The sequence below is a fragment of the Zoogloea sp. genome (assembly GCF_023150065.1).
Classification (GTDB): Bacteria; Pseudomonadota; Gammaproteobacteria; order Burkholderiales; family Rhodocyclaceae; genus Zoogloea.
In genome coordinates this window covers 273,350-297,733 of sequence record NZ_JAKLLN010000003.1, presented here as the reverse complement: position 1 = coordinate 297,733, position 24,384 = coordinate 273,350, and the positions used below count along the sequence as shown (strand labels likewise).

21 protein-coding genes are annotated in these 24,384 nt (G+C 65.3%); 18 read left to right on the top strand and 3 right to left on the bottom strand.

Annotation, left to right across the window (positions count from 1 at the left end):
• Positions 1 to 16: 16 nt before the first annotated feature.
• The 12 genes from yidC to kdpE all read left to right on the top strand — a co-directional run bounded on the left by yidC (position 17) and on the right by kdpE (position 15,171).
• Complete coding sequence (gene yidC / locus L6Q67_RS06345; protein WP_296566943.1) at positions 17 to 1,660, top strand: membrane protein insertase YidC; 1,644 nt, start codon at positions 17 to 19, stop codon at positions 1,658 to 1,660.
• On the top strand, positions 1,641 to 2,987 hold the full coding sequence (gene mnmE, locus L6Q67_RS06340) for a tRNA uridine-5-carboxymethylaminomethyl(34) synthesis GTPase MnmE (protein ID WP_296566941.1): 1,347 nt from the start codon (positions 1,641 to 1,643) through the stop codon (positions 2,985 to 2,987). The genes yidC and mnmE overlap by 20 nt, the downstream gene beginning before the upstream one ends.
• A 369-nt stretch (positions 2,988 to 3,356) precedes the next feature.
• Positions 3,357 to 3,449, top strand: coding sequence for a K(+)-transporting ATPase subunit F (kdpF, locus tag L6Q67_RS06335; RefSeq protein ID WP_296566938.1), 93 nt, complete (start codon positions 3,357 to 3,359; stop codon positions 3,447 to 3,449).
• Positions 3,446 to 5,245, top strand: a complete 1,800-nt coding sequence (kdpA, locus tag L6Q67_RS06330; RefSeq protein WP_296566934.1) for a potassium-transporting ATPase subunit KdpA — start codon at positions 3,446 to 3,448, stop codon at positions 5,243 to 5,245. Before kdpF ends, kdpA begins: the two co-directional genes overlap by 4 nt.
• Positions 5,246 to 5,255: 10 nt before the next feature.
• On the top strand, positions 5,256 to 7,373 hold the full coding sequence (kdpB, locus tag L6Q67_RS06325) for a potassium-transporting ATPase subunit KdpB (protein ID WP_296566932.1): 2,118 nt from the start codon (positions 5,256 to 5,258) through the stop codon (positions 7,371 to 7,373).
• A gap of 16 nt (positions 7,374 to 7,389) precedes the next feature.
• Positions 7,390 to 7,965 carry a potassium-transporting ATPase subunit KdpC gene (gene kdpC / locus L6Q67_RS06320; RefSeq protein WP_296566921.1) on the top strand — a complete coding sequence of 192 codons (576 nt, stop codon included), beginning with the start codon at positions 7,390 to 7,392 and terminating at the stop codon, positions 7,963 to 7,965.
• A 19-nt stretch (positions 7,966 to 7,984) separates the two neighbouring features.
• On the top strand, positions 7,985 to 8,854 hold the full coding sequence (locus tag L6Q67_RS06315) for a TorF family putative porin (RefSeq protein ID WP_296566918.1): 870 nt from the start codon (positions 7,985 to 7,987) through the stop codon (positions 8,852 to 8,854).
• 21 nt (positions 8,855 to 8,875) lie between these two features.
• Positions 8,876 to 9,340, top strand: a complete 465-nt coding sequence (locus L6Q67_RS06310) for a PTS sugar transporter subunit IIA (protein ID WP_296566917.1) — start codon at positions 8,876 to 8,878, stop codon at positions 9,338 to 9,340.
• Positions 9,341 to 9,524: 184 nt separating this feature from the next.
• Complete coding sequence (locus L6Q67_RS06305; protein WP_296566915.1) at positions 9,525 to 9,827, top strand: hypothetical protein; 303 nt, start codon at positions 9,525 to 9,527, stop codon at positions 9,825 to 9,827.
• Positions 9,828 to 10,098: 271 nt separating this feature from the next.
• Positions 10,099 to 11,733, top strand: coding sequence for a CorA family divalent cation transporter (locus L6Q67_RS06300; protein WP_296566912.1), 1,635 nt, complete (start codon positions 10,099 to 10,101; stop codon positions 11,731 to 11,733).
• 2 nt (positions 11,734 to 11,735) lie between these two features.
• Positions 11,736 to 14,453, top strand: coding sequence for a two-component system sensor histidine kinase KdpD (kdpD, locus tag L6Q67_RS06295; RefSeq protein ID WP_296566908.1), 2,718 nt, complete (start codon positions 11,736 to 11,738; stop codon positions 14,451 to 14,453).
• A gap of 19 nt (positions 14,454 to 14,472) precedes the next feature.
• On the top strand, positions 14,473 to 15,171 hold the full coding sequence (kdpE, locus tag L6Q67_RS06290) for a two-component system response regulator KdpE (RefSeq protein ID WP_296566906.1): 699 nt from the start codon (positions 14,473 to 14,475) through the stop codon (positions 15,169 to 15,171).
• Between the two features lie 33 nt (positions 15,172 to 15,204).
• Here kdpE and L6Q67_RS06285 read toward each other — a convergent pair whose 3' ends face one another.
• Both L6Q67_RS06285 and L6Q67_RS06280 read right to left on the bottom strand, forming a co-directional pair.
• Complete coding sequence (locus tag L6Q67_RS06285) at positions 15,205 to 15,876, bottom strand: hypothetical protein (protein WP_296566903.1); 672 nt, start codon at positions 15,874 to 15,876, stop codon at positions 15,205 to 15,207.
• Positions 15,876 to 16,658 (bottom strand): exodeoxyribonuclease III, encoded by a 783-nt coding sequence (locus tag L6Q67_RS06280; RefSeq protein ID WP_296566901.1) that lies wholly within the window; start codon positions 16,656 to 16,658, stop codon positions 15,876 to 15,878. The genes L6Q67_RS06285 and L6Q67_RS06280 overlap by 1 nt, the downstream gene beginning before the upstream one ends.
• 35 nt (positions 16,659 to 16,693) lie before the next feature.
• On the opposite strand from L6Q67_RS06280, the gene pyrE reads away from it, so the two are divergent.
• The 4 genes from pyrE (at position 16,694) to L6Q67_RS06260 (ending at position 19,782) form a co-directional block, all read left to right on the top strand.
• Entirely contained in the window at positions 16,694 to 17,344 is a 651-nt protein-coding gene (pyrE, locus tag L6Q67_RS06275) for an orotate phosphoribosyltransferase (RefSeq protein WP_367171630.1), read from the top strand.
• A 4-nt stretch (positions 17,345 to 17,348) separates the two neighbouring features.
• Complete coding sequence (locus L6Q67_RS06270) at positions 17,349 to 17,972, top strand: hypothetical protein (protein WP_296566893.1); 624 nt, start codon at positions 17,349 to 17,351, stop codon at positions 17,970 to 17,972.
• A 354-nt stretch (positions 17,973 to 18,326) separates the two neighbouring features.
• Positions 18,327 to 18,968, top strand: a complete 642-nt coding sequence (locus tag L6Q67_RS06265; RefSeq protein WP_296566891.1) for an MBL fold metallo-hydrolase — start codon at positions 18,327 to 18,329, stop codon at positions 18,966 to 18,968.
• Between the two features lie 85 nt (positions 18,969 to 19,053).
• Positions 19,054 to 19,782 (top strand): response regulator transcription factor, encoded by a 729-nt coding sequence (locus L6Q67_RS06260; RefSeq protein WP_296566888.1) that lies wholly within the window; start codon positions 19,054 to 19,056, stop codon positions 19,780 to 19,782.
• A 41-nt stretch (positions 19,783 to 19,823) separates the two neighbouring features.
• Here the strand turns inward: L6Q67_RS06260 and mscL are convergent, their stop codons facing one another.
• Positions 19,824 to 20,246: a large conductance mechanosensitive channel protein MscL gene (gene mscL, locus L6Q67_RS06255; RefSeq protein WP_296566887.1), complete on the bottom strand. Its 423-nt coding sequence runs from the start codon at positions 20,244 to 20,246 to the stop codon at positions 19,824 to 19,826.
• 265 nt (positions 20,247 to 20,511) lie between these two features.
• Between mscL and L6Q67_RS06250 the strand changes: the two genes are divergently transcribed.
• Both L6Q67_RS06250 and L6Q67_RS06245 read left to right on the top strand, forming a co-directional pair.
• Complete coding sequence (locus L6Q67_RS06250; protein WP_296566884.1) at positions 20,512 to 22,047, top strand: FecR domain-containing protein; 1,536 nt, start codon at positions 20,512 to 20,514, stop codon at positions 22,045 to 22,047.
• Positions 22,044 to 24,380, top strand: coding sequence for a CHASE2 and HATPase_c domain-containing protein (locus L6Q67_RS06245; RefSeq protein WP_296566882.1), 2,337 nt, complete (start codon positions 22,044 to 22,046; stop codon positions 24,378 to 24,380). The genes L6Q67_RS06250 and L6Q67_RS06245 overlap by 4 nt, the downstream gene beginning before the upstream one ends.
• The last annotated feature ends 4 nt before the right edge of the window (positions 24,381 to 24,384 follow it).

The window sequence follows — 24,384 nt, the reverse complement described above, 5'->3', positions numbered from 1 at the left end:
CCTGACACTGACTCCGATGGACAACCGTCGTCTGATCCTCCTTCTCGTCTTCTCGTTTTCCCTGGTCATGCTGTGGGACGGCTGGCAGAAGCACAACAAGCCCCCGGTCCCGGCCGTAGCCGCGACGGCCAACTCTGCTGCCGGTGTTCCCACGCCGACGCCGGGCGCTGCGGCGGCCGGCACCGCCCTGCCCGGCCAGAATGCCACGGCGGCAGCGCCGGCTGCGGCACCCAAGGCCATCATCCGCACCGATGTGCTGGTGGCGGAAGTCTCGGCCCAGGGTGGCGACATCGTCCGGCTCGAGCTGACCCGTCACAAGGCCTCCGAAGATCCCACGCGCAACTACGTGCTCTTCGACAACGGCGAAAAGCACAGCTACGCCGCGCAGACCGGCCTGATCGGCAATGGCCTGCCCAATCACAAGACCCTGTTCAACCTGGCGGCCTCCAGCCTCGAGCTGAAGGACGGCGAGGATGCCGTGACCCTGCGCCTCGACGCGCCGGCCACCGCCGACGGTGTCAAGGTCAGCAAGCTGATCACCTTCCGGCGTGGCAGCTACGTGGCCGATGTGAGCTACGAGATCGCCAACGGCAGCGCTGCCGCCCTGGCGCCCCACGCCTACTTCCAGTTCACCCGTGACGGCAAGCCGGCGGAGCAGCCCGGTGGTTTCGGCGTGCAGACCTTCACCGGCCCGGCCTTCTACACCGAAGCCGAGAAGTACCAGAAGGTCTCCTTCGAGGACATCGCCTCGAAGAAGGCCAAGTTCGTCACCAAGGCCTCCGACGGCTGGGCGGCGATGGTGCAGCACTACTTCGTGGCCGGCTGGGCGCCTGCCGAGGGTGAGCGCGAGTTCTTCGCCAACCAGGTGAGCTCCGACCTCTACTCTGCCGGTGTGATCGTGCCGGTGGCCGCCATCGCCCCGGGCCAGAGCGGCAAGCTGTCCATGCCGCTGTACGCCGGCCCCCAGGAGCAGAGCCGCCTCGAACAGTTCGCCAAGGGCTTCGACCTGGTGGTGGACTACGGCTGGCTGACCATCATTGCCGCGCCGCTGTTCTGGGTGCTGGAGTGGTTCCACAAGCTCACCGGCAACTGGGGCTGGGCCATCATCCTGGTCACCATCGCCCTGAAGGCCCTGTTCTTCCCCCTGTCGGCCGCCAGCTACAAGTCGATGGCCAAGATGAAGACCCTCGGCCCGCGTCTGCAGCGCCTGAAGGAGCAGTACGGCGACGACAAGATGAAGATGCAGCAGGCCATGATGGATCTGTACAAGCGCGAGAAGGTGAACCCCCTCGGCGGCTGTCTGCCCATCCTGATCCAGATCCCGGTGTTCATCGCCCTCTACTGGGTGTTGCTGGGTGTCGTGGAGATGCGTGGCGCCCCCTGGCTGGGCTGGATCCACGATCTGTCGGTCAAGGACCCGTTCTACATCCTGCCGCTGATCATGGGTGCCACCAGCTTCATCCAGATGAAGCTCAACCCGGCGCCGCCTGATCCCATCCAGGCCAAGGTGATGATGATGATGCCCATCCTCTTTACCTTCATGTTCCTGTGGTTCCCGGCCGGTCTGGTGCTGTACTGGGTGGTCAACAACACCCTGTCCATTGCCCAGCAATGGCAGATCAACCGGATGATCGCGGCCGGTGGCAAGCCGGCCGAGTGAGCCCATTGCGGCGATTGCCACCGCCCCCGGGCGCGGTGGCATCGGCGTGGTCCGGATCTCCGGACCGAGTCTCTCCCCGCTCGCGGCCACTCTCGGCGGCCGCGAGCCGCAAGCCCGGATCGCCCAGTTTGCCCGCTTCCGGGACGGCAGCGGCGGGCTGATCGACGAAGGCCTCCTCCTCTACTTCCCGGCGCCCAACTCCTTTACCGGCGAAGACGTCATCGAGCTCCAGGGCCACGGCGGCCCGGTGGTCATGCAGATGCTGCTGACCCGCTGCCTCGAGCTGGGCGCCCGTCTCGCCGAACCCGGCGAATTCACCCGCCGGGCCTTCCTCAACGGCAAGCTCGACCTGGCCCAGGCCGAAAGCGTTGCCGATCTCATCGAGGCCTCCACGGCCGCTGCGGCCCGCTCGGCGGTCCGCTCCCTCACCGGCAGTTTCTCCCGCGAAGTCCAGGGGCTGTGTGACCGCCTGATCGACCTGCGCATGCTGGTCGAGGCGACCCTCGATTTTCCTGACGAGGACGTGGATTTCCTGATCGAGGCCAGGGCCTTCGAGCGCATCGAGGTGGTGGCCGCCGAGCTGCGTGCCATCCTCGACCGGGCGCGCCAGGGCAGCCTGCTGCGCAATGGCCTGCACGTGGTGCTGGTGGGGCAGCCCAACGTCGGCAAGTCCAGCCTGCTCAACCGGCTCGCCGGTGAGGAGCGGGCCATCGTCACCGACATCGCCGGCACCACCCGCGACGCCCTGCGCGAGACCATCCAGATCGAGGGCATCCCGCTGCACATCACCGACACCGCCGGGCTGCGCGACACCACCGACGAAGTCGAGAAGATTGGCATTGCCCGCACCTGGCAGGAGATCGAGCGTGCCGACGTGGTGGTGCGCCTGGTGGACGTGCGGGCCGGTCTCACCGATGCCGACGCCGCCATCGATGCCCGCCTGCCGGCGGGGGTTGAGCGCATCACCGTCTTCAACAAGGTGGACCTGCTGGCGCGTCAGCCCGGGCGCACCGAGGACGCTGCCGGCATCAGCCTCTACCTCTCCGCCAAGGCCGATCAGGGCGTCGAGCTGCTGCGTGCCGAGCTGCTGCGGGTGGCAGGCTGGCACCGCCACGGGGAGGACGTGATCCTCGCCCGCGAGCGTCACCTCATCGCCCTGCGCGAAGCCCTGGCCCGGGTCGAGGCTGCCCTGGATGCCCGCCACGCCCTCGAGCTGATGGCCGAAGAGCTGCGCCTGGCCCAGGAGGCGGTCAATGAGATCACCGGGGAGTTCACCCCGGATGATCTGCTGGGGGTGATCTTTTCGCGTTTTTGTATAGGGAAGTAAGCGCGGCAAGATGAGGCGTCCTGCCTGAGTCCCCCGTTTTGGGGTGAGTGAGCTCGCTCCAGCGAGCGAAAGCGTGGGCCGACGCCCCTCGTCCTTCCGTTTCCCTTTTCCCTGCAACCCACCGGATGGTGCATTCCGGTCGGGTCAATCCGCCTGTCTTCGTGGCGGTGCCCCCCATTTTTACAAGTCCTTTATCTGCAGCCCTCCCCTTTTTCGAATTTTTTGATGCCCTCTTCCCTAGCATGAAGAGGCCGAATAGTTCGAACCGAAAGGGGAATTCATGGATCTCGTTTATCTCGCCATCACCGCCGTCTTCCTGGCATTGGTGATGGGGCTCGCGGTCGGATGCGACCGTCTGGGAGACCAGAAATGAGCTGGCCTTATGTCCTTGGGGCCATTGCGGCCGCTGCGCTGCTCGTCTATTTGCTGGTGGCGCTTCTCAAGCCGGAGGACTTCTCATGATGACCTCCAATGCCTGGCTTCTGTTGGGGGTTTTCCTGGCGGCGCTGCTGTTGTCGGCCAAACCCCTCGGCCGCTACATCGCTTACGTCATGGAAGGACGTTTCCATCGCGCCCGCCCGGTGGAAAACATCCTGTATCGCCTGAGCGGCGTGAAGGCCGACGAGGAGATGGGCGGCTTGCGCTATGCGCTCGCCCTCTTGCTGTTCAATGCCCTGGGTGTCGTGGCGGTTTACGCGCTTCAGCGACTCCAGGCCGGACTGCCTCTCAATCCTGAGCACATGGCCGCTGTTGCACCGGATTCGGCCTTCAACACGGCCATCAGCTTCGTGACCAATACGAACTGGCAGGGCTATGCCGGCGAATCGACGATGGGCTACCTGGTCCAGATGCTTGGCCTGACCGTGCAGAACTTTCTTTCCGCGGCTACGGGCATTGTCGTGGTGATTGCCCTGATCCGTGGCATCGCCCGTCACAGCACCGCCACGCTCGGGAACGCCTGGGTGGATCTGACCCGGGCAACGTTGTACCTGTTGTTGCCGCTGTCTGTCCTGATCGCCGTGCTGCTGGTCAGCCAGGGGGTGATCCAGAACCTCGACGCCTATCGCGACGTGACGACGGTGGAGGTCACCCGTTACGACGCACCGCTGTTCGATGCGGATGGGCAGGCCCTGAAGGACGACAAGGGCAGCCCCCTGACGAAGCCTGCCGAAACCCGTACCCAGACCCTCGCCATGGGGCCGGTCGCTTCCCAGGAGGCCATCAAGATGCTCGGCACCAACGGTGGCGGCTTCTTCAATGCCAATTCGGCCCATCCCTTCGAAAACCCCACGCCGCTCACCAATCTCATCGAGATGCTGGCGATCTTCCTGATACCGGCCGCCCTGTGCCTGTCTTTCGGGCGAATGGTGGGAGATGAACGTCAGGGGTGGGCCGTGCTCTCCGCCATGACCCTGATGTTCGTGTTCATGGCCTGGGGCGCAATGCGCTTCGAGCAGCAGGGCAATCCGCTGGTTGCTGCACTGGGCGTCGATCAGGGCGTCAGCGCGCTGCAATCGGGCGGGAACATGGAGGGCAAGGAGGTCCGCTTCGGCATCGCCAGTTCCGCGCTTTTTGCGACCGTCACCACGGCCGCCTCCTGTGGAGCGGTCAACGCCATGCATGACTCATTCACCCCTCTCGGAGGGCTGGTGCCCCTGGCCAACATGCAGCTTGGTGAGGTGGTATTTGGCGGTGTCGGCACGGGTCTCTACGGCATGCTGGTGTTTGCCATCCTGGCCGTATTCATCTCCGGCCTGATGATTGGCCGTACCCCGGAGTATCTGGGCAAGAAGATTGAAGCCTACGAGATGAAGATGAGCGCCATCGCCATTCTCGTGACGCCCTTGCTCGTGCTGCTGGGCACAGCCATCGCGGTGACCACCGAAGCCGGCCGCGCAGGCATCGCCAATCCGGGGGCCCATGGTTTTTCCGAAATCCTGTACGCCCTCACGTCGGCCGCCAACAACAACGGCAGTGCCTTCGCGGGCCTGTCCGCCAACACCCCCTTCTACAACGTCCTGCTGGGCATCGCCATGTGGTTCGGACGATTTGGCGTGATCGTGCCGGTGCTGGCCATGGCGGGTTCTCTGGCTGCCAAGAAACGGATTCCGGTGGGCGCGGGAACGATGCCGACCCACGGTCCGCTCTTTGTCACCCTGCTGATCGGCACGGTGTTACTGGTGGGCTTGCTCAACTACGTGCCGGCACTGGCCCTGGGGCCGGTGGTCGAGCACCTGATGCTGTGGATGACGGCCTGAGGAGAATGACATGAGCAACAAGACCTTTACACTTTTTGATCCCGCCCTGGTGGTGCCGGCGCTGCGCGAAGCTTTCCGCAAGCTCAGTCCGGCGGTGCAGTGGCACAACCCCGTGATGTTCGTGGTGTACGTGGGCAGCATCCTGACCACCTTGCTGGCCATCCAGGCGCTGGCTGGCGAAGGTGAAGCGCCGGCCGGCTTCGTCGTCGCCATCGCCCTTTGGCTCTGGTTCACCGTGCTCTTTGCCAATTTTGCGGAAGCCTTGGCCGAGGGCCGCAGCAAGGCCCAGGCTGCATCGCTGCGCGGGCTCAAGAAGGAGACCTGGGCCAAGAAGCTGCAGGCGCCCCACTACGGCGCCCCGTGGCAGCTGGTGCAGGGCGGCGATCTGCGCAAGGGCGACATCGTCGTGGTCGAGGCCGGCGACATCGGCCAGTCGGTCATCCCTGCCGACGGCGAAGTCATCGAGGGCGTTGCCTCGGTGGATGAATCGGCCATTACCGGTGAGTCAGCTCCAGTCATCCGGGAATCGGGCGGTGACTTCTCGGCGGTGACCGGCGGCACCCGTGTGCTGTCGGACTGGATCGTCGTGCGTGTCACCGCCAACCCCGGCGAGACTTTCGTGGACCGCATGATCGCCATGGTGGAAAACGCCAAGCGCCAGAAGACCCCCAATGAGATCGCACTGACCATCCTGCTGGTGGCCCTGACCATTGTTTTCCTGGGGGTTACCGTAACGCTGCTGCCCTTCTCCCTGTTCAGCGTGGACGTGTCCGGTGCCGGAAAGCCGGTCGGCGTGACGGTGCTGGTGGCTCTGCTGGTGTGCCTGATCCCCACCACTATCGCCGGCCTGCTGTCGGCAATCGGCGTGGCCGGCATGAGCCGCATGATGCAGGCCAACGTGATCGCCACATCCGGCCGGGCCGTGGAGGCGGCGGGCGACGTGGATGTGCTGCTGATGGACAAGACCGGGACGATCACCCTCGGCAACCGCCAGGCCTCGGCCTTTTTGCCGGCGGATGGTGTCAGCGATGCGGAGTTGGCCGATGCCGCCCAGCTCGCCTCCCTTGCGGACGAAACACCCGAAGGCCGCAGCATCGTTGTGTTGGCCAAACAGAAATATTCGCTGCGCGAGCGGGACATTCACGCCCTCGACGCCCATTTCGTGCATTTCTCTGCCCAGACGCGCATGAGCGGCGTGGATATCGGAGGCGCGCCGGGCAGCGAAGGCGCCACGACCGTGGCCGCAGTCAAGCAGATCCGGAAGGGCGCAACCGATGCGATCCGGCGCCATGTGGAAAGCCTGGGGGGCAGCTTCCCGGCCTCGGTCAGTGCCCGGGTCGAGGAGGTGGCACGCCGTGGCAGCACACCGCTGGTGGTGTCGGAGGGGAAGCGCGTTCTCGGCGTGATCGAACTCAAGGACATCGTCAAGGGCGGCATCAAGGAGCGCTTTGCCGAGCTGCGCCGGATGGGCATCAAGACCGTGATGGTGACGGGCGACAACCGCGTGACGGCCGCCGCCATCGCCGCGGAGGCCGGGGTGGACGACTTTCTGTCGGAGGCCACACCGGAAGCCAAGCTGGCGCTGATCCGCCAGTACCAGGCCGAAGGCCGCCTGGTGGCGATGACCGGCGACGGTACCAACGATGCCCCGGCGCTGGCCCAGGCCGACGTGGCGGTGGCCATGAACACCGGTACCCAGGCCGCCAAGGAGGCCGGCAACATGGTGGACCTGGACTCCAACCCCACCAAGCTCATCGAGGTGGTGGAGACCGGCAAGCAGATGCTGATGACACGGGGCTCACTGACCACCTTCAGCATTGCCAACGACATCGCCAAGTATTTCGCGATCATTCCGGCGGCCTTCGTCGGCACCTATCCCCAGCTGGCTGCCCTCAACGTGATGGGGCTCAGCAGCCCGGGGTCGGCCATCCTTTCGGCGGTGATCTTCAACGCGCTGATCATCGTGTTCCTGATCCCCCTGGCACTCAAGGGCGTGTCCTATCGCCCCGTCGGGGCCGCCGCGCTGCTGCGTCGCAATCTGGCCATCTACGGCCTCGGCGGCATCCTGGTGCCCTTCGTGGGGATCAAGCTTATCGACCTCATCCTGGCCGCCACCGGCATGGCCTGAACCTGGAGACATCACCATGCAATCCCTCCTGCGCCCCGCCCTCAGCGTATTCGTGCTGCTCAGCACCATCACCGGCCTTGCCTATCCGCTGGCTGTCACCGGTATTGCCGGTGCAATCTTTCCGGAACAGGCCGCGGGCAGCTTGATCCTCCAGGGCGGAAAGCCCGTCGGGTCGAGCCTGATCGGCCAGCACTTCAGTGACCCGAAGCACTTCTGGGGGCGTCCATCCGCCACCGCTCCCCAGCCCTATAACGCGACCGCCTCGTCCGGCTCCAACCAGGGGCCCCTCAACCCGGCTCTGGTTGACGCGGTGAAAGGCCGTGTCGAGGCGCTACGAGCCGCAGACCCAAACAATTCCCGTCCCATACCCGCCGACCTTGTGACGGCCTCTGCCAGCGGTCTCGACCCCCACATCAGTCCGGCTGCTGCCCTGTGGCAGGCGGGACGGGTGGCGCTGGCGCGTGGCCTGCCGGAGGCGCAGATCAAGGCGCTGGTCGATGCCCACACGGAGGGGCGCCAATGGGGGCTGCTCGGCGAGGCGCGGGTCAACGTACTGAAGCTCAACCTGGCGCTGGATGCGCTTGAGCACTGAACAGGGGGCACGAAAGAACATGTCGAACACAATCCAACGCCTTGCCGTGCTGGCCCTTGCCGCCACCACTTTCCATTCACCCGCCCACGCGCAGCAGGACGCGGAAGGGGCCTCCTCCCCGTCCTCGCTGACGGCCAATGCGGGGCTCTTCAGCAGCTACCGCTTCCGCGGGCTTGATCAGACCTTTGGCAAGCCGGCCGTGCAGGGTGGATTCGATTACACCCACGCATCCGGGCTGTACGCCGGCAACTGGAACTCCAATGTGAGCAGTGGTGCAGGCTATCCGGAAGGCAGCCTGGAGATGGATTTCTATGCAGGCTACAAGACCCGCGTGGGTGATGTCGGCCTGGATATGGGGGCGCTGTATTACCACTACCCCGGGACGCGGCTGGAGAACGCCTTTGCTGGCGTCAATCGGCGCCACCCGGGCAAGGCCGCCAACGGTGGGGTCAATAACGGCGAGCTTTACCTCGCGGGGACATGGCGCTTCCTGACCCTGAAGTACTCGCACGCCGTCACGGACTATTTCTCGATGCCGGGCACCCGGGGAAGCGGCTACGTGGATCTCTCGGCCGCCCACGACCTGGGCAATGGCTATGTGCTCGGCGCACATGTCGGACATTTGCTGCTGCGTGACTTCTCTTATCGCAATGCCGATGGATCGACCGATGACGGCCGCTATTCAGACTGGCGCATTGGTGTCACCAAGGACATCTCGGGCTGGATCGCCGGCGCCAGCTACGTAGGCAGTAATGCGCAGGGACGCTGTTCCAATGGCGAGTTCTACTGCTTCAGCAGCAGCATGGGCAGCGATGGCAGCGGGAACGGTTCGCGCAGCCGCGATGCGGGCCGGGGGGTGATCGTTCTCTCGATCGCTCGAAGCTTCTGAGTGGATGTGGAGGACATGAACATGATCTCGATTGCCGACATCCTGCTTCCGGAAGACATCCTGCTTGATCTTGAGGTCAGCGGTGCTGCAGGGCTTTTCGATGAGGTCGGCCAGACCATGCAGCGCTGGCATGGGCTGCCCCGTGTGGTGGTTGCCGGGGCCCTGGCGCAACGGGAGGCCTTTGGTTCCACGGCGCTCGGCTTGGGGGTGGCGATTCCCCACGGTCGAATCAAGGGGCTGAACCAGAGCCACGCAGCTTACGTGAGGCCCCGACGTCCCATGCCCTTCCAGTCGCCCGATGGCAAGCCCGTGTCGGACTTCATCGTGCTCCTTCTTCCCGAGCGCGCCACCGACACACACCTGGGGATTCTCGCCAGTGTATCCAGCCTCTTCACTGACCCACGCTTTCGCGATGCACTGCATGCCTGCGATGATCCCTACGCAATCCAGGCGCTGTTCCGGTCCTGGCTGGCGGCCGCAGCGTGAGTCTCGTTCGCGCGCTGTGATCGGGTGCAGGGGCTGTGCTCGGGGTCAATGCGCAGCGTCCCGACGTGCTGCCTGCAATACTGGGCTGCGAAAGCCGGGGTACCTTGGTTTTCCCGGACGGCATTGCCGGAGTGGTCGCCAGGAGTGCGCTATATCTGTCACCCGATGAAAGAGGAGATGAAACGTGAGTCCTGCTGATCTATGCGTTGGAGTCGTCGCATGCAAGAACACCTGCGAGGTGGCCACCCTTGATGCTTCGGGCACACCCGAGCACGTCCGCTTTCCGGTGTCTCAGTTGGGGCGCGCGGCCTTGCGGGTCTTCCTGGCCGGCCAGAGTCGCCCCTTGCGCCTCGCGGTTTCCGGCGATGCTGCGATGGGTCTGGCCTTCGCCGTGGGCCCCGCCGAGAGGTGCGATATCTATATCGTGGCTGGGAGGGTGGCGGACCATCCGGTCGCCTTGGCGCGTTATGCCGCGCGGGCCCTGTGACGCATGCCTGTCCATGTGTGTCCGGTATGTGGTGCCCGGCATGAAGTCTCGGTGGTGCTTCATCGTCTTGCCTGTGGGTATGCGCTGACATGCTCGCCAAAATGCAAGGTGGCACTGGCTGCACTCGCCCGCCAGCGCACACTTGCCGCAATGGCGGAATCCGCCGTCTCCCCCGTCGGACAAGGGCTGCGGGAGAAGACTGGTGCATGATGTCCGGGCGCACCACCGGCGAACGGACTTCACGCAACCCGCCGGTGAGAAGAGGAGATGCATGCTTTCACAGCCAGACCACCTTGTTCGCCATTTCCGGGATGTACTGGTGTGGCCGGTCCAGATCCGCCCAGGCTTCTCGGGCGAGAACGTGGCCCACATTCGTGATTTGATGACCGCCGATGGTCAGTGGAGCCCCGTCGACGATGAATTCACGGCCGATCCCGCAGACTTTCAGGAACGTCATTACAAGGAATTCGTGGCCTTTCTGCCCTACGTGCAGCGCTTTCTGTACGGTGACAGCCGCTCGAGCACCCCGGGCGGACAGGCCCGGCAGGCCGCACCGATGGCCGTCTTCCGGCGCACCGACGTGGCCGGCCTGAATGTCACCCCCCAAGCGGGCGATACGCCGATCCCTCTGCGCGTGGCGCATGTCGACCTGTATCTCTTCCTCGACATGGATGTGGCCCTGCTCAACGTGGAAGTCGCTGCCGACGATCTGCCCCTCGCTACCGCACTGGAGCTGCTCTACCGCTTCGGGCGGGCCTACCCGACGGGTTGGGATACGGGCGGGCAGGGTGTGCACAACGTGCACCGCTCCGAGTTGCTGGACCGACAGGGGCGGGTGCTCGCCAGCTCCGACTCCGAGAACCGGGAGCGTTACCTGCATTTCGTGTGCAGGAACCGGGCCCCCTGTGTCGGTGCCCTGTGGGCCTGGCTGCTGCGCCCGCTGGTGCTCGACCAGGAGGAGCAGGCCAGCGAGCTGCGTTTCCGCTTGATCGAGTATTACCGGATGCCGACAATGGCCTACCTGGCCCTCGACGACCCACGCAGCCTGAGCCGGGAGGATTTCATCCGCATCGGTTTCGCGGCCAACTTGCCGTCCCGCGATCCGGTGCCGCTGCGCGACCCGGCGGTGGTCCGCTTTGAACGGCTGCACTGCGAGGATCGCTACTGGACCGGGGCGGATGGCGGGCCCAATACCCGCTTCATCTGCACAGGGAACGCGCTGATGCTGGTGGGCGAAGCCGGATCGGACTACTTCCGTGATGCGGACCATGGCTTTCTGGCGCGCTTCCGGCACCAGTACTTTCTCGTTTTCCTGATTGCCCATTTCCATCGTGCCGCCCTCCTTTCTTTCTCGGACGGGTTGGCCAGTGCCGTCAATGATCTTGATATTCGTGACAGTGAGTCGGTACGTCGCTTCAAGCGCCGCATCCGCCAGTCTTTCGAGACCTTCCTGCGCTTCACCCATCGTTACTGGTTTCACGAGGTCTCCGAGCAGGGTCTGGTGCAGGCACTCTTCCAGCGCACCACACGCCTGCTGCGCAATGACGAACTGTTCTCCGACGTGAAGGAGCAGGTCCGCGAGATGAGCGCCTACCTGGACAGCGACAGCCAGCGGCGCCAGTCCGGCACGGTGCTGCGACTCACCGTGGTGACCATCTTCGGCCTGATTGCCACCGTGGTGACCGGCTACTTCGGGATGAACCTGTTCAGCTTCCCGGAGGTGCCGGAGTCGCGCAAGCTGCTGCAGTTCAGCCTGGTCACGGGGGCGGCCCTGGGGCTGGTGCTGTTTGCCGTTGCGCGCTCCAAACGACTCTCGGATTTCCTGGAGGCCATGTCCGACGAGCGTCTCGATCTCCGCGCCAAGTGGTCTTCCCTGGCTCGCGTGTTCAGGAAGCCGGAGCAATAGGCATGGCCCTCGGTGATACCCCGGACAAGGGCCGCCCCGATCCGGACGCGCTCCTCGTGCGGGTGCAGCAGGACGAGGCGCGTGCCGGTCGCGGCCGTCTGAAGATCTTCTTCGGCGCCTCCGCCGGCGTCGGCAAGACATGCGCCATGCTCGCGGCGGCGCGCCAGCAACTCATCCAGGGAGTTGATGTGGTCATCGGCGTGGTTGAAACCCATGGGCGCATGGAAACGGAGGCGATGGCCGACGGTATCGAGCGCCTTGCGATGGTGGAGGTGCCCTACCGGGGGCGCATACTGGCCGAGTTTGATCTGGATCGGGCCCTGGTGCGCAAACCGGCGCTCATCCTGATGGACGAGTTGGCCCATTCCAATGTCGCGGGGTCGCGCCACCCCAAGCGCTGGCACGACGTGGACGAGCTGCTCGCGGCCGGCATCGACGTGTATTCCACCGTCAATGTCCAGCACCTGGAGAGCCTCAACGACGTGGTCAGCGGCATCACCGGCATCCGCGTCTGGGAGACTGTGCCGGACAAGGTCTTCGATGATGCCGACGAGGTCGTTCTGGTGGACCTCCCGCCGGATGAGCTGCTGGAGCGCCTCCGGGACGGCAAGGTCTATCTGCCGAATCAGGCGGAACGGGCGATCCGTAACTTCTTCCGCAAGGGCAATCTGCTGGCCCTGCGCGAACTGGCTCTGCGCCGTACGGCCGACCGGGTGGACGATGACGTGCAGCAGTACCGGCGTGACCGGCTGGTGTCCCCCGTCTGGCAGACCCAGGATTCACTGCTGGCCTGCATCGGGCCCGGCGCAGGGAGCGAGAAGATCGTGCGTACCGCCGCGCGCATTGCCGGCCGCCTCGAGGCGCCCTGGCATGCGATCCATGTGGAGACCCCGGATCGCCAGCGCCTGTCGGCCGGCAGCCGAGAGCGCATCCTGAAAACACTCAAGCTGGCCGAGGAGCTTGGTGCCACCACTGCAACCGTTGCTGGCACGAAGGTTGAAGATGAGGCGGTGCATTACGCCCGTGCCAACAACCTCTCCCGGATCATGGTCGGCCGGGACGAGCCATCGCTCTGGCGTGCCTGGACGCGCTCGGTGGCCGACCGGATCGGACAGATCGCTCCGGATCTGGATGTCATCCAAGTGGCGCGTGCGGATGGGCGTGTGCCCGTCACCGAAGGCCTTTCACAACGGCCCACAGGCCAGCTCGCGGCCGATTGGCGTGCCTACGCCTTGACCGTCGTGGTGTGTGGCCTGGCCGGGCTGCTTGCCACCCCACTGCATCCGCTGTTTGATCTGGCCAACATTGTCATGGTCTTCCTGCTCGGTGTCGTGTTCGTGGCGGTGCGCTTCGGCCGGGGCCCTGCCGTGATGGCCTCCTTCTTGAGTGTGGCCATCTTCGACTTCTTCTTCGTCCCGCCACGGATGTCCTTCGCGGTCAGCGACGTTCAGTACCTGATGACCTTCGCCGTGATGCTGGTCGTGGGTTTGGTGGTGGGCCAGCTTACCGCCGGGTACAAGTATCAGGCGTATGTCGCAGGTAGCCGGGCGAGCCGTGTCAGGGCGCTCTACGAAATGTCGCGAGACCTCTCCGCAGCCTTGCTGCCGGAGCAGATTGCCGAGATTGGCGAGCGCTTTCTGGTGGCAGAGATGGGTGCCCGCTCGGCCTTCCTGCTCACTGATGACGTCGACCACCTGCAAGCCCCCATCTTTGCCTCTGCGGGGCTGCCCGAGATCGATCCCGGCATTGCCCAGTGGGCCTTCGACCACGCCGAGCCCGCTGGACAGGGGACCGATACGCTACCCGCCAGCCCGGTCCTTTACCTGCCCCTCAAGGCACCCATGCGCCTGCGTGGGGTGCTGGCCCTGGAAATGCGCAATCCGGCACGTCTTCTCATTCCCGAGCAGCGACGTCTGCTGGAGACCTTCGCGTCGCTGATCGCCATTGCCCTGGAACGAGTGCATTACGTCGTCGTGGCCCAGGAGAGCACCGTCCAGATGGAGTCGGAGCGCCTGCGCAACTCCCTGCTTTCCGCCATTTCCCATGATCTGCGCACCCCGCTGAGTGTCATGATCGGGCTGGCGGACTCCATGTTTCTGACCCGGCCGCCGCCGAGTGACGCGCAAGCCGCCATCTCTCGCAAGCTGCGCGAGCAGGCCCTGCTGATCAACGCCCAGGTGGACAACCTGCTCGACATGGCTCGGCTGCAAGCCGGCCGGGTTCAACTGAATCGTCAGTGGCAGCCCATCGAGGAGGTGATCGGCAGTGCCCTCAAGAGCCTGCGCCCGGCGCTTGGCGATCATCAGCTCAGGGTGAAGCTGGATGAAGACCTCCCCCTTGTCGAGGTGGACTCGGTGCTGATGCAGCGGGTGTTCTGCAATCTGCTCGAGAACGCGCTGAAGTACACGCCGCCGGGCAGCCATATCTGGATCCGAGCCGCCACGGCGGATACCCGAATGGAGGTGTGCCTCGAGGACGACGGGCCGGGTTTGCCTGCTGGGCGCGAGGAGGCGATATTCAAGAAGTTCGAGCGAGGCCAGCCGGAGGGCAGCACACCCGGGGTCGGTCTGGGGCTGGCAATAAGCCGAGCCATCGTCGAGGCTCATGGCGGCACCATCACTGCAAGGCAGCGCCCCGGCGGCGGAGCCTGCTTCAACTTCACCCTGCCCCTGGGGTCGCCACCAACGCTCGTGGCCGACGAAGCGGATGGGGTAGCCTGACAGACCACAAGGAATAGCCATGTCCCACCCTGCTCCGACGGTGATCGTCGTCGAGGACGAAGTCAATCTCCGCCGATTCGTGCGACTGGCCCTGGAGGCCGAAGGCTGTGACGTCTTCGAGGCCGATTCGGTCAAGCGCGGCCTTATCGAAACGGGAACGCGGAAACCCGATCTCGTGGTGCTTGATCTCGGGTTGCCGGATGGCGATGGCATCGACCTGATCCGCGACCTGCGCACCTGGTCGGAAATCCCGATCATCGTTTTGTCAGCACGTACGGCGGAAGCGGAGAAAGTGGCCGCCCTGGATGCCGGTGCCGACGATTACCTTACTAAACCGTTCGGATCGGCGGAGCTGCTGGCCCGCATCCGCGCCCATCTGCGGCGGCGACAGCGTGCAGGCACTGGTGGGCCCAGCTTGATGGCCTTTGGCGCGATCCGGCTTGATCTGGGCCGGCGCTGGGTCGAAAGAGACGGGCAGCAAGTGCACCTGACGCCCATCGAGTTTCGCCTGCTGGCCTACCTGGCGGCCAATCCCGATAGTGTGTTGACTCATCGACAACTGCTCAAGGCGGTGTGGGGGCCGTCCCATGCCGAGGACAGCCACTACGTCCGCGTTTACATGGGGCACTTGCGCAAGAAACTGGAAGTCGACCCGGCCAACCCGGACCACATCGTGACCGAACCGGGCATCGGCTATCGGTTCGTTCCCGAGCCGTGACATGCGTGGGCCGGCCCTTTCGGGCGAGGCGTGTCAGAACTTCTGAACGAACTCCATGATATAGGCGTCGCTGGCATGGCGGCCGGTGGCGGCCTCCCAGTTGCGCACGAAGCGGAATTCGATCTCCGCGGCGCTGCCCAGGTCGAAACTCGGGCCGATGCGGAACTTGTTGAAGTCATGGCCCGGGCTGCCATCGATCGAACGCACGGCGCGAAAGCCGATCATCATCTCCACTGCATTGAACTCGTACCTGAGGCTGGGTTCCAGGTAGGCGTAGGAATAGCCCTCGCCTCCGCCGAAGGCCTGGCCGAGCAGGCCGCGCACGACGAGGCGGGCGCGCTCCGTCAGGGCGAAGTCCTTGCGCAGGCGCAGGCCCAGCTTGCTCGTCCGCTCCGTCACACGGCCGGCTTCGCGCTCCTGTTCGGTCTCGATCAGCAGCTCGGTCATGGTCAGCCAGCCCGAGCGCCATCTGACGCCGGGTACCAGGGTCAGCGCGTCGGTGCGTTGCCGTCCGTCCGCGGCTTTTTCATACTCGTACTCGACGCCCAGCTGGAACTGGCCATCGAGGCCGGCCGGGCTGTCGGCCAGTACCGGGCACGCCGCCAGGCTCAGCAGCCCCGCGGCAGCGGCGAGGCGTATCGGGAGTCTTCGGGTGAGTCCGGCTCGATGCGCTGCCGCACCTTGATGATGGCGCCGCGCGGGCATCAGAAAGAATGCTCGTAATCGACGGTGAGGGGGGCGTGATCGCTGAAGCGCTCGTCCTTGTAGACAGCCGTGTTGCGGGCCAGGGCGCCGATGCCGGGGGTGGCGAGCTGGTAGTCCAGGCGCCAGCCCACGTTCTTGGCCCAGGCCTGGCCCCGGTTGGACCACCACGTGTAGCAGGCGTCGGTGGCGTCGGGGTGCAGGCGGCGGTAGGTGTCCACCCAGCCCTGTTCGTTCAGCAGGCGGCCGAACCAGGCGCGCTCTTCGGGCAGGAAGCCGGAGTTCTTCTGGTTGGAGCGCCAGTTCTTGAGGTCGATGGCCTGGTGGGCGATGTTCCAGTCTCCGCACACGATCACTTCGCGGCCGCTGGCACGCAGGGCCGCCATGTGGGGCAGGAAGATGTCCATGAAGCGGAACTTTGCCGCCTGGCGCTCCTCCGAACTGGAGCCGGAGGGCAGATACAGGGAGACGACGGAGAGGGGGCCGAAATCCAGCTGGAGGTAGCGTCCCTCGGCGTCGAACTCCTCGTTGCCAAGGCCTTCGACGACGCGGTCGGGTGCCCGGCGGGTGTAGATTCCCACTCCGCTGTAACCCTTCTTCACCGCACAGTGGAAGTATCCGGTATACATGCCGGGCTCGCGCATCTCGGGCGAAAGGTCGGCAATCTGGGCCTTCAACTCCTGAACACACACCACATCGGCGTCCTGTTTATGGAGCCAGTTGAGGAAACCTTTCACGTTTGCCGAGCGGATGCCATTGAGGTTGGCGGAAACGACGCGTAACATTTTTAGAGACATGGTCTGATTTTTTGGCTGGGAGCATCGTGGATTTTAGCCGTGATTTCATCGCACTTTCGTGCGACAAGGGTGTTTTGAGGTTCGGGGAATTTGTTACCAAGGCGGGCCGCCTGTCTCCCTACTTCTTCAATGCAGGCCTTTTCAATGACGGGGCCTCCTTCGGCAGCCTGTGTGATTTCTATGCCCGGACCCTGCTGTCCGCCAGCCTGCCCTGCGACATGCTCTTCGGGCCTGCCTACAAGGGCATCCCCCTGGTGGCCGGCACGGCCATGCGTCTGGCGGAGCACGGACACAACCTGCCCTTCTGCTTCAATCGCAAGGAGGCGAAGGACCATGGCGAAGGTGGCACCCTGGTTGGCGCTCCCCTGCAGGGGCGTGTGGCCATTCTTGACGACGTGATTTCGGCCGGCACCTCGGTACGTGAGTCCGTGGAGATCATCCGCGCCCACGGCGCCACCCCGTCGGCCGTGGTCATTGCCCTCGATCGCATGGAGCGCGGTACCGGCAGCCTGTCGGCGGTCCAGGAGGTGCGCGAGGCTTACGGCATTCCCGTGCTGGCCGTGGCCAGCCTCAAGGATCTGATCGGCTTTCTGGCCGACAGCCCGGCCCTGAAGGCGAACCTGGATGCTGTCCAGCGTTACCGGGAAACCTACGGTGTGAGTGGAGACGCATAAGCCCATGCGCCGTCTGGTTCTCGTCTCCCTGCTGATGACCCTGCCCTCTGCCCATGCCCAGACGGCACCGAGGGGGACGGTCTATTGCTGCACGGACAACGGGCACCAGGTGTGTGGTGACGTATTGCCGCCTCAGTGTTTCGGCAAGAGTTACCGGGAAATGAGCCCCCAGGGCACGGTGCGGCGCACGGTCGAGGCGCCCCTGAGCCCGGAGCAGCTGGCCAAGCGCGAGGCGGAGGAACGCGCCCGGCGGGCCGAGGTGGCCCGTCAACGGGCCGAGATGCGGCGCAACCAGTCCTTGCTCGAAACCTATTCCAGCGTGGCGGACATCGACACCCGGCGCGATCGGGCCGTTGAAGCGGTCGAAACGGAATTGCGGCAGGCGGAGGCGCGCCAGGCCCTGCTCGTGAAAAAGCGTTCCGGCCTGCTACGCGAGGCCGAGTTCTTCCAGAAACGTGCCATGCCTCCCAACCTGGCGGCGGCCCTGCGTGACTCCGACAGCGAGCTGGCGGCCCAGGGGTCGATCATCGAAGCCAAGCGGCGCGACATCGAAGCGATCCGCAGCCGCTACGAGCAGGACCGCAGCCGTTACATCGCCCTTACGGAATCCCGCCCTTTCCCTCGCTGAAGCCTGTTCCCGACAGCATCAGAACATAACGCCAGGGGGTATTTTGCTCTTTGGCGGGATTGCCCCTTTTGGCAGAGGGGGTAAGGGTCTTCACGGTATGTTCCGGAAAGCGGTGTTTCTGCCCGGCATTGCTTTTTGACGTTTGAATAAAATCAAATGAATGTTCTGTGAAAACAAGCGTGTCAGCAGGCCTCCCGGAGGCCAGGGGGACGACAGGGTTTATGGCCCCCCAATTTGAGCGTGATAAACTTTGCGGCATGCAGAGACCTGTCACGCCGGTCTTGAAAATTGTGCGGCCCAGGCGTAATTAGTCTTTTTACCGACCCCTGCCCCTTTGGCAGGCATGTGCAAACCATGCTCAGATACCAGATCGTTCCTGTAACGCCCTTCGAGCAGAACTGCTCGATACTGTGGTGCGACCAGACTCGCAAGGCCGCTGTCGTAGACCCGGGGGGCAACCTCGAACGCATTCTCAAGGCAGCTGAAACCCTTGGGGTCAGCATCGAACTCATCCTGCTGACCCATGGCCACATCGACCATGCCGGCGGCACGGCGGCACTTGCCCGCCAGCTGGCGTTGCCCGTCGAGGGGCCGGAGAAGGAGGATGCGTTCTGGATCAACGATCTGCCCAAGCAGAGCAAGATGTTCGGCTTTCCCCAGGTGGAGGCGTTCACGCCCGGGCGCTGGCTGGAGGACGGCGATACCGTCCGCGTGGGCGAAGAGACCCTGTCGGTCATCCATTGCCCCGGGCACACCCCGGGTCATGTGGTGTTCTTCAGCGAGACTGCACGCCTGGCCGTGGTGGGGGATGTGCTGTTTGCGGGTTCCATCGGCCGCACGGATTTTCCGCGGGGCAACCACAAGGATCTGATCAATTCGATCCGGCAGAAGCTGTGGCCGCTGGGCAAGGATGTGAGTTTCATTCCCGGTCATGGGCCGATGTCGACCTTTGGCGATGAGCGGGAAAGTAATCCGTATGTGGGTGATTACGCATAGAAAGGCCCCGGGGGCGTTTCTGCCGGTGCGGCCGGCGCGTAGTCTTGAGTGGTGTGCTTCAATTTCTCGATAAAGGTAAACCAGCGTGCGATTCGCTATTCTCGAAGACGATCCGGCCCAGATGGAAGTCCTGACGGGCTGGCTGCGGGAAGCCGGGCACGATGTGCATGGCTTTGGACTGGCCCGCGAATTGATGCGGGTCGCCAGCCGCGAAAGTTTCGACCTGTTCCTGGTGGACTGGGTGTTGCCCGATCTGACCGGCGAGCAGGTCCTGCGGTGGCTGCGGGTGGAGCGGGGCAACGACACCCCGGCGATCTTCATCACCTCCCGCGATGCGGAAGAGGACATCGCCAATGCCTTCAGTGCCGGCGCTGACGACTACCTGATCAAGCCGCCCCGCCGCATCGAGCTGCTGTCGCGCATCGAGGCCGTGCTGCGTCGGGCCCAGCCCCGCAACACCAATCAGACCCTGACTGTCGCGCCCTACCACTTCGACCTGGTCAAGAAGGCCCTGACCATCGACGGCGTGGCGGTGGAGATGACCGACAAGGAGTTCGAGCTGGCCGCCTTCCTGTTCCGCAACCTGGGGCGCCTGCTGTCGCGGGGGCATCTGCTGGAGGCGGTGTGGGGGCGCAATCCCGATCTGGCCACGCGTACTGTCGATACCCACATCAGCCGCGTGCGCAGCAAGCTCAACCTGAGGCCTGAAAACGGTTTCCGGCTGACCCCGACCTACAACTTCGGCTACCGGCTGGAGAAGATCGACCCGTCTGAATCGCCGACTCTTGGCGAGGCCGCCATGTCGCCGGCCTGATGACACCAGGGGTCCCGGGCCGGGACCCCTGTCCTGCGCGCTTACTTTTTCAGCGCGTCGCGGATTTCCCGCAGCAGCTTTACATCTTCCGGTTCGGCCGGGGGCGCTTCGGGCGCCGGTGCCGGCTCGTCGCGCTTGAGCTTGTTCATGGCCTTGATGGCCACGAAGATGGCCAGCGCAACAATGGTGAAGTCAATGATCGAGTTGACGAAGACGCCATACTTGAACAGCGGGGCGCCAGCCTTCTCGGCCGCTTCCATGGTCTCGAAGGTCTTGTCTCCGAGATTGAGGTAGAGGTGCTTGAAATCGACACCGCCCAGGAGCTTGCCGATGACCGGCATCAGCATGTCCTTGACGAGGGAGTCGACGATTTTCTGGAAGGCACCGCCGATGATGACGCCGACCGCCAGGTCGACGACGTTGCCCTTCATGGCAAATTCCTTGAATTCCTGAATGAAGCTCATAGGGTTTCCTTTGAGAGAGATGTGAAAGAGAGGAAAGGATATGACAACACCCCGGACGGGGAAGGGCCGATGTGTCTGCCCCAATGATAGGGCTCCGGCGGGCCGCCTTTAGCGTGTAATTGGCATGTTGGGCACGACATCACCTCCATTTTGCGAAGTTTTGCACCCTGCATCAGGCCGGGAACTAATATAGTCCCCCAAATTCGACTGAAAGATCTCTTCCGTGGCCCGTCAATCCGTTTGTCTCCTGGGTGCTGCCTTAGGCTTGGCGGCCTGTTCCGGTGTCCTTGCCAGCGATCTGGAAGTCATCTACACCACCCGTGCCGGCGACACCCTGATCGGGCTGGAGCGCCAGTACCTCGCGGCGCCCTTTGGCTGGAAGGGGGTCAAGGCCCTCAACCGCATCGGCAACCCGATGCGCATCCCCGTGGGTACGCCTCTGCGCATCCCGGAAAACTGGCTGCGGACGGAGCCGCGCATTGCCCGGGTGGTGGCCCTCAGCGGTGACGTCACCATGGATGGGCAGCCCCTTACTTTGGATGCCAAAGTGCCGGCGGGCGCCATCCTGCGTACCGGTGCCGGCGGTTTCATCACCCTGTTGATGCCGGACGAGTCGCGCCTGACGGTGCAGCCGGGCAGCGCTGCGCGCATGGAGAAGATCCAGGGTTTCCAGGGCTTCAGCGGTCAGAACACCCGCATCTTCCTCGAACAGGGGCGTGTCGAGACCACCGTCGCGCCCCAGCGTGGCCCCGCCGCCCGCTACCAGATCCGCACCCCTACGGCGGCCCTCAGCGTGCGTGGCACCGCTTTCCGGGCCGGGTCGGACGCGGTTTCCGGCATGGCCCAGGCCGAAGTCACGGCGGGCGAGGTCGGAATGAGCAATGCGTCAAGCTCCGGGGCCACCGCCCTGCCGGCCGGTTTCGGCGTGGTTGCGCGGGCCGGCCAGCCGGTTCCGTCACCCCGGCCCCTGCTGGCGGCGCCGTCCCTCGACGGTGTCGCAGCGGTGTTCGAGCGGGTCGACATGCACATCTCCTTCCCACCGGTGGACAAGGCCGTCGCCTACCGGGCACAGATCGCCCGGGACGCACAGTTCAGTGATGTGGTGGCCACCGAGGTCTTCACCTCGCCCAGAGCCCGCTTCAATTCCCTCCCCGACGGCAGCTACCAGTTGCGCATCCGCGCCATCGACGCCGAGGGTCTGGAAGGTTATGACGCAACCCGCGCCATCGAACTGCGTGCCCGTCCGGAGCCGCCCGTGGCCGTCAAGGCTCCCCCTGGTGTCCTCGCCTGGACGCCGAGCCCCGAAGCCGCCGGTTTCAGGTTGCAGATCGGCCAGGACACCAGCTTCGCCAGGCCCCTCGTCGACCAGGATATCGACGGACTGCGTAGCGAGCCGACCCTCGGCCCGGGCCAGTACGCCTGGCGCATCGCCAGCCGGCATGCCAGTGGCAAGCGCGGCCCGTGGAGCGACGCGGGAACCCTCGACATCCGTCCGGCCCCCGGCCCGGCCAGTGTGGAGGGATACAACAATCGACTGCGTTTCGCGTGGGCCGGCCGGCCGGGGCAGATCTACGACGTTCAGCTGGCCCGTGATGAGGCCTTCCAGGATCTGCTGGTCGATCAGCGCATCGGCGAAGCCGCGCTGACCATCGTTGCTCCCAGCCCGGGACGCTATCGGCTGCGTATCCGCGCGACCGATCCGGATGGCGGCGGCTCCCCCTGGTCCGGCACCCAGAACCTGCAGTCCCTGTTCCTGCTGCCCGCGTGGACGCTCTCCGCTCCCGCAGCAAAGAGTCCGTGAGTCCCCACGCAGCAACCCTGCGCCGACCCACCCTCGAGTGGTTCGCGGTCACGCTCATCTGCGTCCTGCTGACCCTCGTGGCAGCGGTTGAGGGCTGGCTGTGGAGAATCGACCAGACGCTCTATGACGGGGTGTTGTCCACCTGGACGCGCCCGGCCAGCGACGATGTGGTGATCGTCTCCATCGACGACGCGAGCCTCGCCAGTATCGGACGCTGGCCTTGGTCACGGCGGGTGCATGCGGCCCTCATCGACGTGGCCCGGGAGGCCGGGGCGCGGGCCGTCGTGCTCGACCTGCTCCTCGAAACCGCCAGTACCGACGACCCCGGCGCCGATGCCGCCCTGGCCCGGGCCATCCGCGATCAAGGACGGGTCGTGCTGCCCCTCGCCCAGGCCACCACCGGCGCGATCCTCTCCGGGGAGGTCCATCCCCTCGGCGTCTTCGCCGACGCTGCCGCCGCCATCGGCCACAGCCAGGTCGAGTTCGACCCGGACGGCATCGCTCGCAGCGTCTACCTGTGGGAGGGCTTTGGTGCGGCCCGGCACCCCCAGCTGGCCCTCGCCCTGCTGCGCCTGATCGATCAGGACGCTGCGGGCCGCTTCCCGCCCCCACCCATCGGGGAGGGCCGGGACCACCAGCACTGGCAGCGCGCCGACTGGCTGCGCATGCCCTTCTCCGGCCCCCCCGGCACCTACACCCACTTCTCCTACAGGGCCGTGCTCAGCGGCGAGGTGCCGGCCGAGGCTCTGCGCGGCAAGATCCTGATGGTGGGCGCCACTGCGGCCGGCATGGGCGACGCCGTGCCCACGCCCACCTCGGGCCTGTCCCGGCCCATGGCTGGTGTCGAAGTGCAGGCCAATGTGTTTGACGCCCTGCGCCGGGGTTCGGCCGTCATGCCCCTGTCGCCGTGGGTCTCTGCGGCCGTGGCGACGGTGCTGGTGATCGTGCTCATGCTGATCCTGCTCTACGCCGAGGCCCGCGCCGGCCTGATGGCTTCGTTCATTCTGGGGGCCTCCGCCGTGCTGCTTGCCGGCCTGGGGCTGCACCTGGGTGGCTGGTGGTTCGGCCCGGCCCCGGCGGTCCTGGGCTGCATGCTGGCCTACCCCTTGTGGAGCTGGCGCCGCCTGGAATCTGCCCAGCGCTACCTGGATGCCGAGCTGATTGCCCTGGAGCGCGAAGGCACGCCCCTGGGCCTGCCCAGCGGTGATGCGGGTCGGGGAGCGGCCGACCCCCTCGAACAGCGCATCCGCATCGTGCGTCAGGCCGCCCAGCACCAGCGCGACGTGCGCCGCTTCATTGCCGACACCCTCGAGCATCTGCCCATCGGGGTGGTGGTGATCGACCAGATGGACCGGGTCATCCTCCACAACGAGCGGGCCCGTCACCTGCTGCGCGCCTTCCGTAGCGACGCCCTGCTGAGCGCCCTGCGTGCCCTGCCCTGGCCCGGCTACCTGCCCATGCGCGATGGCCTGCCCGATCTGAGCGGCTATTCCGGCACCCGCCAGTTCGAGCTCACCCCCGACAAGAAGCGCTACCTGCTGGTGTCCGTGGCCGACCTGTTCTCCGAATCCAGCAGCCGGCCCGGACGGGTCATCGGCCTGGCCGACGTCACTGCCATGCACGAGGCCCAGCGCAGCCGTGAGGACACCATGCACTTCCTGTCCCACGACCTGCGGGCACCCCTCGCCTCCATCCTGACCCTCATCGACGGCTACAGGGACGACCCCGGGCTGCAGGCCGAGCAGATCCCCCGTATCGGCCGCTATGCACGCTCGGCTCTCGATCTGGCCGATGGCCTGTTCCGCCTGGTGCGTGCCGAGGGCTCCGACCCCAAGGACTTCGTCGAGCTCGACCTGGCCGGCCTGGTGGATTCGGCCGCTGACGAAGTGTGGCCCCAGGCCAATGCCCGGGGCATCCGCATCGAGGTGGACACCCGGGACGCCGAAACGGAAGAGGCCATCGTGCGTGGTGATTTCTCGCTGCTGCGCCGGGCCGTGATCAACCTGCTCACCAACGCCATCAAGTACGGCAATGCCGGCAGTCGCGTGGCGGTGAGCCTGAAGGCCCAGGGCACCGACTGGATCATCCGGGTCAGCGACCAGGGGGCCGGCATCCCCGCGGAGGCCCTGCCGCGGCTGTTCAGGCGCTTCAGCCGCATCGTGGAAGAAGGGCGCGACAAGCCGTCGGGTGTCGGGCTCGGCCTGGTGATCGTCAAGACGGTGGCCGAGCGTCATGGCGGCAGCGTGAGCGTGGAAAGCCAGGCGGGCGAAGGCAGCACCTTCGAGCTCCGGCTGCCCCTGCGCAGCCACGCGGCGCAGCCGGTCGGTGCCTGAGCCC

What these genes read in the sequence shown, in the direction of transcription:
- kdpC (WP_296566921.1), top strand. Translation starts at nt 7,390, where the DNA reads ATGCAATCCCTCCTGCGCCCCGCCCTCAGCGTATTCGTGCTGCTCAGC.
- kdpE (WP_296566906.1), top strand. Translation starts at nt 14,473, where the DNA reads ATGTCCCACCCTGCTCCGACGGTGATCGTCGTCGAGGACGAAGTCAAT.
- kdpD (WP_296566908.1), top strand. Translation starts at nt 11,736, where the DNA reads ATGGCCCTCGGTGATACCCCGGACAAGGGCCGCCCCGATCCGGACGCG.
- L6Q67_RS06280 (WP_296566901.1), bottom strand. Translation starts at nt 16,658, where the DNA reads ATGTTACGCGTCGTTTCCGCCAACCTCAATGGCATCCGCTCGGCAAAC.
- L6Q67_RS06285 (WP_296566903.1), bottom strand. Translation starts at nt 15,876, where the DNA reads ATGCCCGCGCGGCGCCATCATCAAGGTGCGGCAGCGCATCGAGCCGGA.
- L6Q67_RS06310 (WP_296566917.1), top strand. Translation starts at nt 8,876, where the DNA reads ATGATCTCGATTGCCGACATCCTGCTTCCGGAAGACATCCTGCTTGAT.
- mscL (WP_296566887.1), bottom strand. Translation starts at nt 20,246, where the DNA reads ATGAGCTTCATTCAGGAATTCAAGGAATTTGCCATGAAGGGCAACGTC.
- yidC (WP_296566943.1), top strand. Translation starts at nt 17, where the DNA reads ATGGACAACCGTCGTCTGATCCTCCTTCTCGTCTTCTCGTTTTCCCTG.
- kdpF (WP_296566938.1), top strand. Translation starts at nt 3,357, where the DNA reads ATGAGCTGGCCTTATGTCCTTGGGGCCATTGCGGCCGCTGCGCTGCTC.
- L6Q67_RS06315 (WP_296566918.1), top strand. Translation starts at nt 7,985, where the DNA reads ATGTCGAACACAATCCAACGCCTTGCCGTGCTGGCCCTTGCCGCCACC.
- L6Q67_RS06300 (WP_296566912.1), top strand. Translation starts at nt 10,099, where the DNA reads ATGCTTTCACAGCCAGACCACCTTGTTCGCCATTTCCGGGATGTACTG.
- kdpA (WP_296566934.1), top strand. Translation starts at nt 3,446, where the DNA reads ATGATGACCTCCAATGCCTGGCTTCTGTTGGGGGTTTTCCTGGCGGCG.
- L6Q67_RS06270 (WP_296566893.1), top strand. Translation starts at nt 17,349, where the DNA reads ATGCGCCGTCTGGTTCTCGTCTCCCTGCTGATGACCCTGCCCTCTGCC.
- kdpB (WP_296566932.1), top strand. Translation starts at nt 5,256, where the DNA reads ATGAGCAACAAGACCTTTACACTTTTTGATCCCGCCCTGGTGGTGCCG.
- L6Q67_RS06265 (WP_296566891.1), top strand. Translation starts at nt 18,327, where the DNA reads ATGCTCAGATACCAGATCGTTCCTGTAACGCCCTTCGAGCAGAACTGC.